This is a genomic window from uncultured Roseobacter sp., from assembly GCF_947499265.1.
In the GTDB taxonomy this organism is placed as follows: domain Bacteria; phylum Pseudomonadota; class Alphaproteobacteria; order Rhodobacterales; family Rhodobacteraceae; genus Roseobacter.
In genome coordinates, this window is record NZ_CANMNK010000003.1 from 372444 (window position 1) to 388390 (window position 15947).

The 15947-nt window shown below is 60.2% G+C and carries 10 protein-coding genes; all 10 read right to left on the reverse strand.

Going from position 1 to position 15947, the window contains the following annotated elements; genetic code table 11:
- Positions 1 to 11: 11 nt before the first annotated feature.
- Positions 12 to 2021, reverse strand: coding sequence for a 4-alpha-glucanotransferase (malQ, locus tag Q1A63_RS09865; RefSeq protein ID WP_299631389.1), 2010 nt, complete (start codon positions 2019 to 2021; stop codon positions 12 to 14).
- On the reverse strand, positions 2018 to 4114 hold the full coding sequence (gene glgX, locus Q1A63_RS09870) for a glycogen debranching protein GlgX (RefSeq protein ID WP_299631391.1): 2097 nt from the start codon (positions 4112 to 4114) through the stop codon (positions 2018 to 2020). The genes malQ and glgX overlap by 4 nt, the downstream gene beginning before the upstream one ends.
- A 5-nt stretch (positions 4115 to 4119) precedes the next feature.
- The gene (glgA, locus tag Q1A63_RS09875) at positions 4120 to 5574 is read right to left on the reverse strand and encodes a glycogen synthase GlgA (protein WP_298970825.1); all 1455 of its coding nucleotides are present in this window, start codon (positions 5572 to 5574) and stop codon (positions 4120 to 4122) included.
- Position 5575: 1 nt separating this feature from the next.
- Positions 5576 to 6835 carry a glucose-1-phosphate adenylyltransferase gene (gene glgC, locus Q1A63_RS09880; RefSeq protein WP_298970822.1) on the reverse strand — a complete coding sequence of 420 codons (1260 nt, stop codon included), beginning with the start codon at positions 6833 to 6835 and terminating at the stop codon, positions 5576 to 5578.
- Between the two features lie 43 nt (positions 6836 to 6878).
- Entirely contained in the window at positions 6879 to 9077 is a 2199-nt protein-coding gene (gene glgB / locus Q1A63_RS09885; protein WP_298970819.1) for a 1,4-alpha-glucan branching protein GlgB, read from the reverse strand.
- 17 nt (positions 9078 to 9094) lie between these two features.
- Positions 9095 to 11518, reverse strand: coding sequence for a glycogen/starch/alpha-glucan phosphorylase (locus tag Q1A63_RS09890; protein ID WP_298970817.1), 2424 nt, complete (start codon positions 11516 to 11518; stop codon positions 9095 to 9097).
- Positions 11519 to 11609: 91 nt separating this feature from the next.
- Positions 11610 to 12539, reverse strand: coding sequence for a carbohydrate kinase (locus Q1A63_RS09895; protein ID WP_298970814.1), 930 nt, complete (start codon positions 12537 to 12539; stop codon positions 11610 to 11612).
- A gap of 106 nt (positions 12540 to 12645) precedes the next feature.
- On the reverse strand, positions 12646 to 14166 hold the full coding sequence (locus tag Q1A63_RS09900) for a mannitol dehydrogenase family protein (protein WP_298970811.1): 1521 nt from the start codon (positions 14164 to 14166) through the stop codon (positions 12646 to 12648).
- Position 14167: 1 nt separating this feature from the next.
- Positions 14168 to 14941: an L-iditol 2-dehydrogenase gene (locus Q1A63_RS09905; RefSeq protein WP_298970809.1), complete on the reverse strand. Its 774-nt coding sequence runs from the start codon at positions 14939 to 14941 to the stop codon at positions 14168 to 14170.
- Entirely contained in the window at positions 14938 to 15936 is a 999-nt protein-coding gene (locus tag Q1A63_RS09910; RefSeq protein ID WP_298970807.1) for an ABC transporter ATP-binding protein, read from the reverse strand. Before Q1A63_RS09910 ends, Q1A63_RS09905 begins: the two co-directional genes overlap by 4 nt.
- Positions 15937 to 15947 lie beyond the last annotated feature (11 nt).

Below are 15947 nucleotides of genomic sequence, written 5' to 3' on the forward strand. Positions count from 1 at the left end.
GCAACGTCCTTTCAGGTCTTTTGTTTCGGCGTGCCGCGCCCGGCATCGGCCATCATCTTCGCGGTCTCGCACAGCCCTGCGTGTGCCGCCATATCTGCAACGGGGACCGGCGATCTACGCCGCCAATTTGGATGCTCATCCACGGTGCCGGGCAGGTTTTGCGCTTCCGCCACATCCAGCACATCATCGAGTTGAACCGCAACCAGCGCCGTCGGCCCCTGGGCAAGCGCGCGATGTGCTTGCGTTGCCAGATCGGTCGCCTCAAATGTACTCACTGTCTCGGGTGTCGCACCGACCAGATCGGCCTTTTCAAGCGCGCGGCGCTCTTCCGCCCTGGCTTTTTCACCTGCATCGATCCAGCCCAATTGATGCCACCAGCCAATGTCGCGCCCTTCCCAGAAGCCCCTGAGGGTCGGCGTATCATGGGTCCCGAAACAGGCGAGCGACTGTGGTCTCATATCATCCGCTTTTCGAAATTTTCCGTCATCGGTTTTTTCATATTGCGCAACGGTGTAGCCATAAATCCCCCTGGCCGCCATGGTCGCGCGGAAACCTGCCGGTACCAGGCCCAGATCTTCGCCGACGATCAACGTCCGGGCCCGTTCCGCCTCAATGGCGATGATCCCCATCAGTGATTGAAACGGCTGCCGGATGTAGCCGCCCGGCGCACCGTTTTCAGGCACCCAATAGCTGCGGTTGAGACCCAGAGCGTGGTCGATCCGCAGCACGCCGCAGTGTTGCATCGCCTGTCGCAGAACCTGTCGCAGCGAGCGGTATTGCTGCGCTTGGAGTTTTGCCGGGGCAAAAGCCGCCAGCTGCCAGGTCTGACCCGCGGGGCTGAGATGATCCGGGGGGGCACCGAGCGAGACCGACTGCGCCAGAACCTCTGCAGCCCCCCAGGCTTCTGCTCCACCAAGGCGTGACCCCACGGCCAGATCGAGGTACAGCCCCAGCGCCATGCCGTTTGACTGTGCGCGGGTGTGGGCCGCCTCCAGCTGGCGCGCGGCCAGCCATTGAAGCCAAACGTGGAACTCCGTGTCCACGGTACCCGCAACGGTCTGGGCGGAGGTCGGTGTCTGGAGGTTCTTTGGCCAGGATCGCCAATCGGGACCATGGGTTTCAGACAAGGCTTCAAACAACGCGTAGTCTACCAGCGTGGGGCCCCCTTCGCGTTTGAACGCCGCGAGATCGCCGTGCATCATGCCGTCGGCACCGCTTTGAATGGTTTCAAAGGCAGCGTGTAACGCCGCGCGGTGGGCTTGCGCAAACCCTGCGTAGTCGATCCGCGGGCCGGATTGTGTGGGCGCTGATGTCGGTGCGGCGACATGGGGGATACGGTCCAGCGCAATATGGTTCGTGTTCAAAAACCCGCGGTGGGTCGGCGAGTAGGGGCTGATCGTCGCCACATCCGCCCATCCCAGCGCATGCACCGGGTTGATGCCCAGAAATCCTGCGCCCTTTTCGCCTAAGACCTCGCCCAGCTGTGCGAGATCTTCGAAATCTCCAAGCCCTTGGTTTCGCTCGGAACGCAACCCGTAAAGTGCCGCAACGACGCCCCATGTCTGATCGGCCCCGGCCATGTCCTGCAACGAGGGCACGCGATCCGGCGTCGCGATCAGCGTGGCAGATTGCAGCTCTGACCCGCGTTGAACCTGAAGGTCATGCACGCCCGAGGGCAAGGCCGGTACTTCAATATTAGATCGGCTTTTCCCTTCGGCGTAGACCTCCGAGGTGCCTTCCAGGATCACCTGCCATGCGACCCCGGACGCGCAGGGCACCGTCGTTTTCTTGTGACTGGGTACCACAACGTCCCGCGGCAGGATGCGCGCGACGTCCTCGGCGCGCATCATCTGGAGCGTTTCACGCATTTCGGCAGATGATCCAACGGGCACGCCCATGGCCTGCAACAACGCGCGTTGAGTGTCCGGGCTTGCGGATCGGGTGATGCCATCCAGATCCTTGAAGTCCGCAACGAGCCCGCAGTGATCCGCCAGATCAGACAGGATTTGATCTGCGCTCATACGGCGTTCCCGGCGGGGCCCGGCACCAGAGCGACGACAGAGGGGCCGCGCACCGTGATGGTCCCTGCATCCACCGGTGTCTGGCGCGCGTGACTTCCGGAGGTATCCAGTCCAACACACCAATGCGCCCCCTTGGCGCAGGCGGGTATCTGCACCTCAGCAGAGGTGTCGGCGCGGTTGAAAATGACAAAGACGGCATCGTCATGATCCATTGTTTCAGGCGCTTCAGCAGAAGCGCGTAACATCAGGCAAAGGCTGGATAAACCCGGATCGCGCCAATTAAGGGGATGCCCCTGAAAATCCATCCATTCCACATCCGGCTGACCGTCCGCAGCGCGCAGCGCCGCATGTAAAAACCGTGACTGCCTGAGCACCGGATGCGCGCGGCGCAACGCGGAAAGCTCGGCGACAAACGCCGTCATCTCTGCATCCGCCTGTGTCCAGTCCAGCCAGGCAATCTCATTGTCCTGACAATAGGCGTTATTGTTGCCGTCCTGCGTGTTCCCGATCTCATCCCCGGCCAGGATCATCGGCGTGCCTTGGGATAAGAACAGTGTGGCCAGCATGTTGCGTTGACGACGCTGGCGCAGGGCGGTTACGGCGGGGTCATCGCTGGGCCCTTCCACACCGCAGTTGTCGGAATGATTGGCGTTGTGCCCGTCCTGATTGCCTTCCTTATTGGCCTCATTATGGCGTTTTGAGTATCGGGTGATATCCGCAAGGGTAAAGCCATCATGCGCCGCCAGAAAATTCACCGATGACCACGCCCGCCGGCCCCCGCGGTCAAACTCGCCCGCTGATCCCAGCAGCCGCGCCCCCAGTTCCTGCGCGCTGTGGGCATCCCCCTTCCAGAACCGCCGCACGGTATCGCGGTAGGCATCATTCCATTCGCCGAATTTGGGTGGAAACTGCCCAAGGCGGTAGCCGCCCGGGCCAATATCCCAGGGCTCCGCAATCATCTTGATGCCCGCGAGGGTCGGGTCCTGACGCAGCGCATCGAGAAAGCCGCCGTGCACGTCAAACCCGTCGTCCTCGCGCGCCAGCGTCGTTGCGAGATCGAAGCGGAACCCATCGACCCCCATGCACTCCACCCAGAACCGCAGAGAATCCATCACCGTGCGCAGCACATAAGGATTGGCCACATTGACCGTGTTTCCGGTGCCGGTGTCATTCACATAATAGCGCGGCTGGCCGTTGATCAGCCGGTAGTAAGAGGCGTTATCAAGCCCGCGAAAGCAGATCGTCGGGCCTCGGTGATCGCCCTCCGCGGTGTGGTTGTAAACCACGTCAAGGATCACCTCGATCCCCGCGTCGTGAAAGCGCCGCACCATGTTGCGAAAACCCATGATCCCCTCGAGACCAAAGTATCGCGGCTCCGGTGCGAAAAACCCGATTGTGTTGTAACCCCAATAGTTTGTCAGGCCTTTCTCAAGCAGAAAACCATCATTGACAAAAGCATGAGCCGGCAGCAGTTCAATGGCCGTCACGCCCAGCTTGTGCAGGTGATCGATCAGCGCATCCGAAGCCAGACCCTCATAGGTGCCGCGCAGGTTTTCCGCGACATCCGGGTGCAATTGTGTCGCCCCCTTCACATGCGCCTCATAGATCAGCGTGTCTTCCCATGCGTGGCCCAGGGGCGACGTCATCGCCTCAAAGAGCTTTGGATCGGAAACCACTGATTTCGGGACGAACCGCGCGGAATCGCGACCGTCGAAAGACAGATCCCCGGCGCTGGAGCGCGCGTCATATCCCAAAAGGGCCGGGTCGTTGATCCACCGTCCGCGCAGCTCGCGGGTATAGGGGTCCAGCAACAGCTTGTTGGCATTGAACCGGTGCCCGTGCTCGGGTGCGTAGGCCCCGTGGGCGCGATATCCATAAAGCGTTCCCGCGGGCAGCCCCGCGATGTGCCCGTGCCAGATATCGCCGGTCCGTTCGGGCAAGGGCAGTCGCTGTGTCTCCCGCCCGCCATCCGCAGAGAACAGGCACAGTTCGATCTTGGTAGCATGGGCGGAGAACACGGCGAAGCTGACACCGTCACCATCGACATGCGCGCCCAACCGGAACGGGGTACCAGAGGTGATTTGATATCCCATGCGGTTCAATCCTGCGGTGGTTGCGCGCTTGTGAGGCCCCGATAGATGTCTTTGTAGGCCTGCGCAGAGACGTCCCAGCCTACAGGGTGGCGCATCGCCCGGCGCATCATCCCTGCCCAGATGGCAGGTTGATCGAAAAGATCACATGTTCTCAGGATCGCCTGTTCCATCGCGGCCGTGGTGACGGGGGCAAATTGCACGCCGGTTGCACATTTGGTGGTCAGCGCAGCCTCATTCGCGTCGATCACGGTATCGGCCAGCCCGCCCGTGCGCGCAACCACCGGGATCGTGCCATAGCGCAACCCGTAAAGCTGCGTCAGCCCGCAGGGTTCAAACCGCGACGGGATCAGAATGGCATCACTGCCCCCCTGGATCAGGTGCGACAGCGGCTCATCATAACCGATGATCACACCAACAGAACCGCTATGCGCCTGTGCCGCGGCCACGAACCCGTCTTCCAACGCCTTGTCGCCGCTGCCCAACACGGCGAGCCTGGCGCCCCGCGCCACCAGCACAGGCAGCGCCTGCAACAGCAGGTCCAGCCCCTTTTGCGTCGTCAACCTGCTGACAACGCAGAAAAGCGGCCCCGCGCCGTCCTCATTAAGCCCGAACCTTTTCATCACCTCCGCCCGGTTTGCGGCTTTGCGTTTCAGCGTGCGTGCGTTGTAGGGCGCGACCAAGGCATCATCGTCTTCGGGGTTCCAGACCTCCAGATCGATGCCATTCAGAATGCCAAAAAGATCCGACGCCCGGGCGCGCAGCAGCCCCTCAAGCCCCATACCAAACTCCGGCAGCATCAGTTCGCGCGCATAGGTCGGGCTGACCGTGGTGATTTTACTGGCATAGGCGATCCCCGCTTTCAAAAACCCAATGCGCCCGAAATATTCCATACCATCCGGCGTATAAAGCGCGGATGACAGCCCAAGCGCGGTCATCAACGAGGGATCGAACAGGCCCTGAAACGCGATGTTGTGAATGGTCAGCACGCAAGGCGGCGTTGGTCCGGGGTGCTGATGCAGATAGGCGGGCACCAGACCGGCCTGCCAGTCATGGGCGTGAACGATATCCGGTATCCAGCCCTCGACGCCCTGTCGGGCCACTTCCGCCGCGACATAGGACAGCGCCCCGAAGCGTTGTGCGTTGTCCGGCCAATCCTGCCCGTCCGCGCCGAGATAAATATTGCCGGGCCGGTCAAAGAGATGGGGCGCATCCAGCAGCAAAAGATCGATGCCCTCTGCCTGACAAGCGATCAGGCGCGCCGGTCCGCCCTGTAGCTCCGCGGTTTCCCAGACTGATTGCCCCTGCGCCACCAGATCACCAAGCGCGGGATAGGCTGGCAGCATCACCCGCGCCGCAACGCCCAGCGGTGCCAATGCTTTGGGCACGGCACCAATCACATCAGCCAGCCCGCCCGTTTTGATGAAAGGGGCGCATTCGGAGGCAACAAAGAGAATTTTCACGTCAGGGGTCCAGTTTGTCGATCATCGGTTGCGTAATAAGACAAATGCCATTTTCGGTGCGGCGGAACCGTCGGGCATCTTCTGCAGCGTCTTCGCCCACCACCAGGCCCTGGGGGATAACCACGCCCCTGTCGATCACCACATTGGTGAGCCGCGCCTTGCGGTTGATCTCGACATAAGGCAGGGCGACCACCCCGTTTAGTTGTGAAAACGAATGGGTTCTGACCCCGGTAAACAGTAAACACTGATCCAGGCTGGAGCCGGAGATGATGCACCCGCCCGAGACCATGGATGAGACCGCATGGCCGCGTCTGCCCTCTTCGTTGTGGATGAATTTCGCCGGGGCGGTCAGTTCTGAATAGGTCCAGATCGGCCATTCGTTGTCGTAAAGGTCAAGTTCGGGTTTGAAATCCGTCAGATCGATGTTCGCCTGCCAGAACGCATCAACCGTCCCCACATCACGCCAATAGGCTTTCTCCTCGATGCCCGACCGCACACAGGAGCGGCTGAAGGGATGCGCAATCGCCTTGCCGTCCCGAACGATCTGCGGGATGACATCGCCGCCGAAATCGTGATTGTATCCTTCGCTGCCCGCGCATTCGTCCAGCAGCTTGAACAGGTAGTCCGTGGCAAATACATAGATGCCCATGCTGGCCAATGCGTGGTTCGGATGACCGGGCATGGCGGGGGGATCGCTGGGTTTTTCAACAAAATCCAGGATGCGGTCTTCGGTATCGACCTTCATCACGCCAAAACCCGTCGCCTCCATGCGCGGCACCTCAATGCAGCCCACGGTCACATCCGCGCCGCTTTCGACGTGGTGGCGGATCATCTGCGCATAATCCTGTTTGTAGATGTGATCGCCCGCAAGGATGATGATGTATTTGGGCCCGTATCCTTCGATGATGTCACGGTTTTGCGCGACCGCATCCGCTGTGCCCTTGTACCAGTTTTCATTGTCCATCTGCTGCGAGGCCGGCAGGATATCGAGCGATTCATTGCGTTCCGCGCGGAAGAAGCTCCACCCGCGTTGCAGATGCCGGATCAGCGAATGCGCCTTGTATTGTGTGGCCACGCCAATGCGCCGAATACCCGAATTCACCGCGTTGGAGAGAGGGAAGTCGATGATCCGGCTTTTTCCCCCGAAATACATTGCCGGTTTGGCGCGTCGGTCCGTCAGATCATAGAGCCTGCTGCCCCGACCTCCGGCCAAAACAAAGGCCATGGTTTGCTGCGCGAGCCGCTGCGTTTCTCTGTCCATCTATCTTCCTCCCCAAAAGATCTGTTGAATTAAAATTGAAACACTAGTCCCGCTCCAACTCGAAAAAGAGTGTCGTCAAAGGCGGCAGCGTAATCTTGATCGACTGCGCCCTCCCGGAGGCTGCGATCTGTTCGCTGTGCACGCCGCCCATGTTCCCGCGGCCATCGCCACCGTAAAACTCCGAATTCGTATTCAAACGCTCACCCCAGTGCCCTTGTTCCGGCACACCGACACGGCGCTCCGCCCGCTCAACGGGCGTGAAGTTTGATACCACCAGGATCGGCGGCGCACCCGCTGCCCCATGGCGTACCCAGGCCAGCACCGATTCGTCACCGTTGTTTTCCTCAACCCATTCAAATCCTTCGGGTTTCGTGTCCTGCGCATAGAGCGCAGGGCGTTCGCGGTAGAGCATATTGAGATCGCGGATCAGGGTCTGGATGCCTTTGTGCAGATCAATATCCAGAAGATGCCAATCGAGGCTGCTGTCGTGGTTCCATTCGGCGCCTTGTGCAAATTCACAACCCATGAAGATGAGCTTCTTGCCCGGGTGCCCCCACATGAACCCATAATAGGCCCGAAGGTTGGCAAATTTATCCGCGCCCTCGCCCGGCATCTTGTCCAGCAGCGAGCCTTTTCCGTGCACCACTTCGTCGTGGCTGAGCGGCAGAATGAAGTTTTCCGAAAAGGCGTAGTGCAAGCCGAAGGTCATCTTGGAATGATGGTATTTGCGGTGGATCGGGTCCTCGGCCATGTAGCTGAGCGTGTCGTTCATCCAACCCATGTTCCACTTGAAACCGAACCCCAGACCGCCCGCATCCGTGGGCGCGCTCACGCCCGGAAAGGCGGTGGATTCTTCGGCCACGGTCATGATGCCTTCAACTTCACCGTAAGCGGTGGTGTTCATGGTCTGCAAAAACGCGATGGCCTCCAGGTTCTCGCGCCCGCCATCCTTGTTGGGGATCCACTCGCCGTCCTTGCGGCTGTAGTCACGGTAGAGCATCGAGGCCACCGCATCGACGCGCAGCCCGTCCACATGATGTTCCTGCAGCCAGTAAAGTGCATTTGCGATCAGGTAGTTGGAAACCTCCGCACGCCCGTAATTGAACACCATCGTGTTCCAATCCGGATGAAAGCCCTCCTTCGGGTCCGCGTGCTCGTAAAGCGCGGTGCCATCGAATTTCGCCAGCCCATGCGCGTCCTCGGGGAAATGCCCGGGCACCCAATCGAGGATCACGCCAATGTCGGCGGTGTGTGCCGCCTCGATGAAGGCGCGGAACTCTTCGGGCGTGCCGTGTCGGATCGTGGGGGCAAAAAGACCAACCGGCTGGTAGCCCCAGGATCCATCGAAGGGGAATTCGGAAATGGGCATCAGCTCGATATGAGTGAAGCCCATCTCCTTCACGTAAGCGATCAACTGTTCGGCGTGTTCAAGGTAGCTGAGGGGCCGGTTGCCCTCTTCCGGCACGCGCCGCCAGGAGCCCAGATGCACCTCGTAGATTGAAATCGGTTGATCAAAGCGCTGTGTCGCGGCGCGTTTGCTCATCCATCCCCTGTCGGCCCAACTATGGCCAGAGAGCTTGCGCACCACCGATCCGGTGCGCGGCGGATGTTCTGACCCGAACCCAACCGGATCCGCCTTTTGCGGCAATAGATGCCGATTGCTGTCCAAAATCTCGAATTTATAAACGTCGCCTGCGCCGATGGCGGGCACGAAAATCTCCCAGACACCGGTCTGACCCCGCCGACGCAACAGATGGCGCCGCCCGTCCCAGGTATTGAAATCACCAACAATCGACACGCGCGCCGCATTGGGCGCCCAGACCGCGAAATGCGTACCCTGGACACCTTCATGCTTCATCACATGGGCGCCCAGCACGTGCCAGAGTTGCCGGTGCGTGCCCTCCCCGATCAGATATTCATCCCATTCGCCCATGACTGGACCAAAGCGATACGGATCGTCTGCGGTCCAGTGATGCCCGTCCTGCGTGACGCTAAGGTGGTAGGCGAACCGCTTCTTACGCCGCGCCGCGCTCCCTTCGAACAGGCCCTCCGCCCCGTCAACCGGGCTCAGCGCGGCAACCTTGCGGCCGGTTTTCGGATCTATGGCCGCAACACTTTGCGCGCCGGGCACAAAGGCGCGCACCACAAGCTTACCCGCCACCTCGTGAAGCCCCAGCACCGCGAACGGATCCCCGTGACAGCCTGCAACGATATCCTGTGCGTCCTGCGGTGTAAGTGCCACGCGGGTCTCCTTTTTTGCTACGCCACGTCTTGGCGCGACCGTCTTGACCCAATCATGCTGGGGGTTTTCCAAATGTCGCGGGCATAGCCGCTGATCGTCCGATCGGATGAGAACCATCCGACGCGCGCGGTGTTGAGCGCGGCCATACGCGTCCATGTGGCCTGGTCCGAAAATGCGGTATCGACCACGCGCTGGGTGTCGAAATAACTGTCGAAATCGCAGGTCACGAGGAAGTAGTCGTGGTTCATCAGCCCCTGCACCAACCCGCTGTAGCGCGCTGAATCGCTGCGGCAAAACGCGCCGCTCTCGATCTGTTTTAGCACGCGGGCAAGACGCGGACTGGCCTCGACAGCGCGGCGCGCATATTCCGGCTCGGCGCGGCGGGCGGTCACTTCTGCCGCTGTCAGCCCGAAGAGGAAGAAATTATCGGCGCCAACGCAGTCGCGGATTTCGACGTTCGCCCCATCCAGGGTGCCAATGGTTGGCGCTCCATTCAGCGCAAACTTCATGTTGCCGGTGCCGGAGGCTTCCTTACCCGCCGTTGAGATTTGCTCGGAAAGATCCGTGGCCGGGATCAGGATTTCGGCCATCGAGACATTGTAGTTTTCCGGGTAGACGATCTGGAGGTAATCGCGGGTGACCGGATCGGCGTTGATGGTTTTGGCAACGTCGTTGATCAGATGGATGATCTCCTTGGCCACCACATATCCCGGTGCCGCCTTGCCGCCAAAGATCTTGACCCGCGGCGTCCAATTGCCGTTTGGAGTGTCGCGAATGTCATTCCAGAGCGCGACCGTCTCCAAGAGGTTCATCAACTGGCGCTTGTATTCGTGGATGCGCTTGATCTGCACGTCGAACATCGCAGAGGGGTCCAGATCGACACCATCGCGCGCCTTCAACCAATTGGACAGGCGGGCCTTGTTGGCATCCTTGGCGGATTGAAACTGCTCAAGAAACGCCGCATCGCTTGCGTCGGCGCTGAGCGCATCGAGCTGCTGCAAATCATCCGGCCAGCTTGTGCCGATGGTCTCGTTGATCAGATTGCGCAGCGGCGGATTGCAGGAATAGAGCCAGCGCCGCGGCGTGATACCATTGGTCTGGTTGATGATCCGCCCCGGATAGTCGCGGTGCAGATCGGCAAAGACGGTTTCCTTGACCAAGTCGGAATGCAGTGCCGAGACGCCGTTGACGTGATGCGCCATGACGAAGGCCAATTCCCCCATCTTGACCTCACCATGTTCCAGAATGCGCACATCGCTGCCCGTCGACGCCAGATGCGCCGCTTCGATCAGTTGGATGATCCGGTGATGGCGCGGCAGCACGCGGATGAACAGATCTTCGGGCCAGCGTTCCAATGCCTCGGGTAGCAACGTGTGGTTGGTATAGGCAAGACAGCCCCGCGCGGTCGAGATCGCCTGCGAGACCTCAAACCCGTGTTCATCGATCAGCAGGCGGACAAGCTCGGGGCCCGCGATCGCTGGGTGGGTATCATTGAGCTGAATGGCCACGTAATCAGGCAGGTCCCGCAGATCGCCGTCTTCGCTCAGGAAGCGGCGCAGCAGGTCCTGAATCGACGCGGAGGTAAAGAAGAATTCCTGCTTGAGCCGGAGTTCCTTGCCCGTATCGGTCGTATCATCGGGGTAGAGCACGCGGCTGATCGTACGCGCCAGCGCCTCTGGTGCGCTGGCACCCATGTAGTCGCCGCGGTTGAAGCTCTCCAGATCGAAGGCAGTGGTCGGTTTTGCCGCCCAAAGACGCAGCGTGTTGGCCCATTGGGCCTGCCAACCGATCACCGGGGTATCGTAGGCGGAGGCCATGACCGTCTCACCCGGATGCCAGACGGTCTTGCCGTCTTCCTCGGCGACATGACCGCCAAAATCGATGGGATAGCTGACTTCCGGGCGCTCGAATTCCCAGGCGTGACGCTGCGCGAGCCACGTCTCCGCCGTTTCCATCTGCGCGCCATCTTCGAAATGCTGCTCAAAGAGGCCGTGCTCATACCGGATGCCATAGCCATAGGCGGGAATGCCCAGGGTCGAGAGCGAATCCATGAAACAGGCCGCCAACCGGCCCAAACCACCATTGCCAAGGGCCGCATCCGGCTCATTGGCGACAACGGTGCCATAGTCCTGCCCGAGTGCGGCCAAGGCCTCTTCGGCGATTGCATCCAGCCCCAGGTTGATCGCAACATCTTCGATCAACCGCCCGATCAGGAATTCCATCGACAGGTAATACACCCGCTTGCCGCGCGCCTCATAGGTCTTGCGCGTGCTGTCGAACCACGGATCAACCACCCGGTCCCGCAGGGCCAGCGACAATGACATGCGCCAATCATAGAGCGAGGCGTGACTGTCATCCTTGCCCAGCGAATGTTTGAGGTGGCGCAGGATGTCCGCGCTGAAATCTTGGGCGGAAACAGGGGGGATGCTCGGTGCGGGCATTGGATCTCTTTACTTTGATACGTCGGGTTACGGATGCCCAGGATTGGGTCTGGATCAGGCTATCAGGTTTTGCGGGCGGGCAAAAACCCGTTTATGGTATTTCATGCGCCCAGGGTGGATTGGCACCGGCACGGGACACCGTTACAGCGGCGACTTTGACCCCATGGCGGAGTGCGTCGTGCAAAGCATCTGCGTCGATATCGGCCAGACGTGATTTTATCAGCAAGCCGTTTTCGGCGAGTTTTGCCAGAACGCCGGCGTTGAAGGTGTCTCCCGCGCCGACGGTGTCGACGATGCTGACCCGCTCGGCGGGGACTTCGACGGCTGCGCCGTCTTTGAGGAAGGCCTGTGCACCATCAGCGCCGCGTGTCACGATCACCACTCGCGGACCCTGCGCGCACAGGTTACGGGCCTTGCTTTCAAGCCCACCTGTGCCAGGAACAATCCAATCGAGATCTTCATCCGACACTTTCACGACATCCGCGACCGCAATCATCCGATCCAGGCGATCACGATATCTGGTCTCATCTCTGATGAATGCGGCCCTGATGTTAGGGTCCATGACAATCAGGCGCGCGGCGGCCTCGCGCAGCGCCAGCGCCGCGTAGAAATCGGCACAGGGTTCACTGATCAGGCTGATCCCCCCGAAATAGAGCGTTTGTGCCGCGTCCGGCAAGTCGGGCATCAGCTCCGGCGTCAGGCTACGCCCCGCCGTGTTTTCATCATAGAACGTATAGCTGGCCTGCCCATTTTTCAGCTGGACAAAGGCCAATGTCGTCGGGAGATCGGACTGGATGGCCAGGCTGCAATCCACATTGCTATCCTCAAGGGATTTCGCCAATTGAGCGCCAAAGAGATCGCGCGAGAGACCAGTGATGAACCCGGTCTTGCAACCGAGCCGTCCCAGCGCAATCGCGGTATTGAAAACGGCACCGCCCGAATGCGGCACAAAGCTCGTCTCATTCTGATCGGAGACCTTTGGGATCATGTCGATCAATGCTTCTCCGCAACACAAAATCATCTTCAGCCTCCGGGGTAAGACGCTTGTTTTGGGCCGCGCCACCCTGTTGCGTTACCGCTACCATAGCCGCAAAGTCAAATGCTATGCGCGCTGTTTGAGCCGGAAATCAGCCATTTTGGCCATGACGTACCGGCCCATCGTGCAAAAACGTGCCAACGTTAAGATAGCGGCGCAACGTATCCTCGGCCCCATTGTTCTGAAGCGACGTCAGACAGGCCGCAAACAGATCACGGAACCCGGCGTGGGTGCCCACGTCACCGTAGATCGCCTCTTGTTCCAGCCATACATCCGGGTTGGTTTGCGCGGCCACCGCCACGGGGTGCAATACCTCCCAATTGGGATCATTCGCAGCAATTTCAGCGCCCTTGTCGGTGCTCCCAGCGCAATATCTGCACCACAGCGCAGCACTCAACGCGAGGCCAACGGGCTGCCTGCCCTGCGCAAGATTATCGCGCACGGAGGGAATGGTGAATTTCGGTTGCCGGTTTGAACCGTCAAAGCACAGGCGCGCGATTTGATCAGCCACCCCGATGTTCTCAATCCGATGACAGATCAGATCAAGGTATTCCGCTGGTGTATAGCCGGTGACATCGGGCACGAGATGCAGCACATCGTCGGTGAGCACTTTGCGCAGATACGCGCGGATAACGGGGGTTTTGATGGCCTCATGCGCGAATTCGACCCCCATGAGGGCGGCCGGATAGGCCAGTATCGCATGCCCGCCATTCAGAATGCGGATCTTCATCTTTTCAAAGTCGTGGATGTCTTTGGTGAAGGTGACCCCGACAGTTTCCAAGGCAGGTCGCCCATTCACGAAATTGTCCTCCAGCACCCATTGCCGGAAAGGTTCACAAAAGACCGGGAAATTATCGGAAATCCCGAAGTTATCCGCCAGCAGGGCGCGCTCACGATCACCGGTGGCCGGGGTGATCCTGTCGACCATGGCATTGGGGAAGCTGACGTGATCGCTGATCCACGCCGCGAGATCCGCATCAATTGCCTGTGCGATCCCCAGCACCGCGGCCCGCGTTGCATCGCCATTGCCCGGCAGGTTGTCACAGGACATCACGGTGAAAGGCGCGGTGCCAGCGGCCTTGCGGATCGCCAGGGCAGAGACAATGCCGCCGAAGACCGTATGCGCCGACCCCGGAGTGGCGATATCGGCGGCCACCAGCGGATGGGTCAGGTCAAACTGGCCGCTTGCGCTGTCGACAAAATATCCACCCTCGGTCACGGTTAGGGAGACGATCCGCGTCTCCGGGTCGGTCATTTGCGCCAGGACCGACGCATTTGCCGATGGCTCTACGTCCAGGAAATTGGTCATGCAGCCAACAACACTGGCGGTGAGCGCCTCACCATCCACTTCCACGACAGAATAAAGCCAATCCTGTTCCGACAACTCCGCCCGCATCCGCGCATCCGGGGCCCGCACCCCTGCCCCGCAAATCCCCCACGCGGGATCGCTTTGCTGATTGTGCAGATCTTCGAAGTAAATGGCCTGATGCGCGCGGTGAAAATTGCCCACGCCCACATGCAGGATGCCGGGCCGCAGTGCCGCGCGATCATATTGTGGCACGGATATGGTGCCGGCCAGGGAGGCGAGCGATTTTTCTGTCAGCTTGATCATGTCAACTCATCCAGTTCCCGCCGTCCACATTGTAGGTCTGCGCCACGACGTAATCCGCCTCTTCAGAGGCCAGAAAAACGGCCATGCCTGTGAGGTCCTCTGCCGTCCCCAACCGCCCGTAAGGCACCGCAGCAGCAACCTGACGCTTCTTCTCGCCTTTGGGGATCTTTTCGTATTTCGCGAAATGCGCATCGACCTCATCCCAATGGGCGCCATCCACCACGCCCGGGGCGATGGCATTCACGTTGATCCCATGCTGGATCAGGCTCAGCCCTGCCGATTGCGTAAGGCTGATCACCGCCGCTTTGGTGGCACAATAGACCGTTACCACGGCCTCGCCGCGCCGACCGGCCTGGCTTGCCATGTTGATGATTTTACCGCCATGGCCCTGGGCAATCATCTGATTTGCCACCGCCTGCATCATGAAGAGACAGCCAGAGACATTGATCGAAAAGAGCCGGTCGTAACTCTCGCGCGTCACATCCGTGATCGGGGCCAGATCAAAGACCGCTGCGTTGTTGATCAGAATATCGACCCGCCCCAGTTCCACGACAACCTGCGCCATGCAATCGTCGATGGAACTCTGCCGGGTGACGTCCAGCGCCACCGCTGTGGCGCCCTCACCCAATTCTTCCGCAGCACGCCGAACGGCTGCAAAGTCAATGTCCGCCAAAGCCACCTGCGCCCCTTCATGCAGATAGGCCTTGGCGAACGCCAGCCCGATCCCTCGGGCCGCACCCGTGATCAGCGCCGTTTTGCCGGACAGTCGATTCAAATCGTCAGTCCCTGGGCGTCAAAGCGGTGCACTTTATCCTCCTGCGGGCTGAGGAAGATTTTCTGGCCATAAGCCGCTTTCAACTCGCCGCTGGCCCGCACATTGATCATGCTGCCATCGGATAGTTTGACATGCAGGAAGGTGTCTGAGCCCAGATGCTCGGAAACGCCGACGATCCCTTCCCACTCACCCGCATCCGCTGAAACCGTGAGGTGTTCGGGACGGATGCCGATGCTGTCGGCATCACGTTTCTTGGCCGATGCGCCGGATACGAAATTCATCTTGGGGCTGCCAATAAAGCCCGCCACGAATTTGTTGACCGGGCTTTCATAGAGCTCAAGCGGGCTGCCCACCTGTTCGATGTACCCGTCGTGCAGCACCACGATCTTGTCGGCCATGGTCATCGCCTCGACCTGATCGTGGGTCACGTAGATCATGGTGGTAGCCAGCGTCTTGTGCAGATCGCAGATTTCCAGACGCATGTTCACCCGCAGCGCAGCATCGAGGTTGGAGAGCGGTTCGTCAAAGAGGAACGCCGATGGCTCCCGCACAATCGCGCGGCCAATCGCCACCCGCTGCCGCTGACCGCCCGAGAGCTGACCCGGCCTGCGATCGAGATAATCCGTCAGGTTGAGCACCTTGGCGGCTGCATCAATGCGTTTGTTCGCCTCTGCCGGATCCATCCCCGCCATTTTCAGCGGGAAATTGATGTTCTTGCGGACCGACATATGCGGATAAAGCGCATAGGACTGGAAAACCATCGCAAGCCCGCGCTTGGCTGGCGTTGCGTCGGTGGCGTCTGAGCCGTCGATCTCGATGGCGCCGGATGTCAGATCCTCCAACCCGGCAATCAACCGCAGCAGCGTGGATTTACCGCACCCGGAAGGGCCGACAAAGACCACAAACTCACCGTCGTTGATTTCCAGATCCAGTGGTGGAATGACCTCCACATCACCGAAGCTTTTGGAGACTTTTTTGAGTGTAATGCTTCCCATGGTCTTATTCC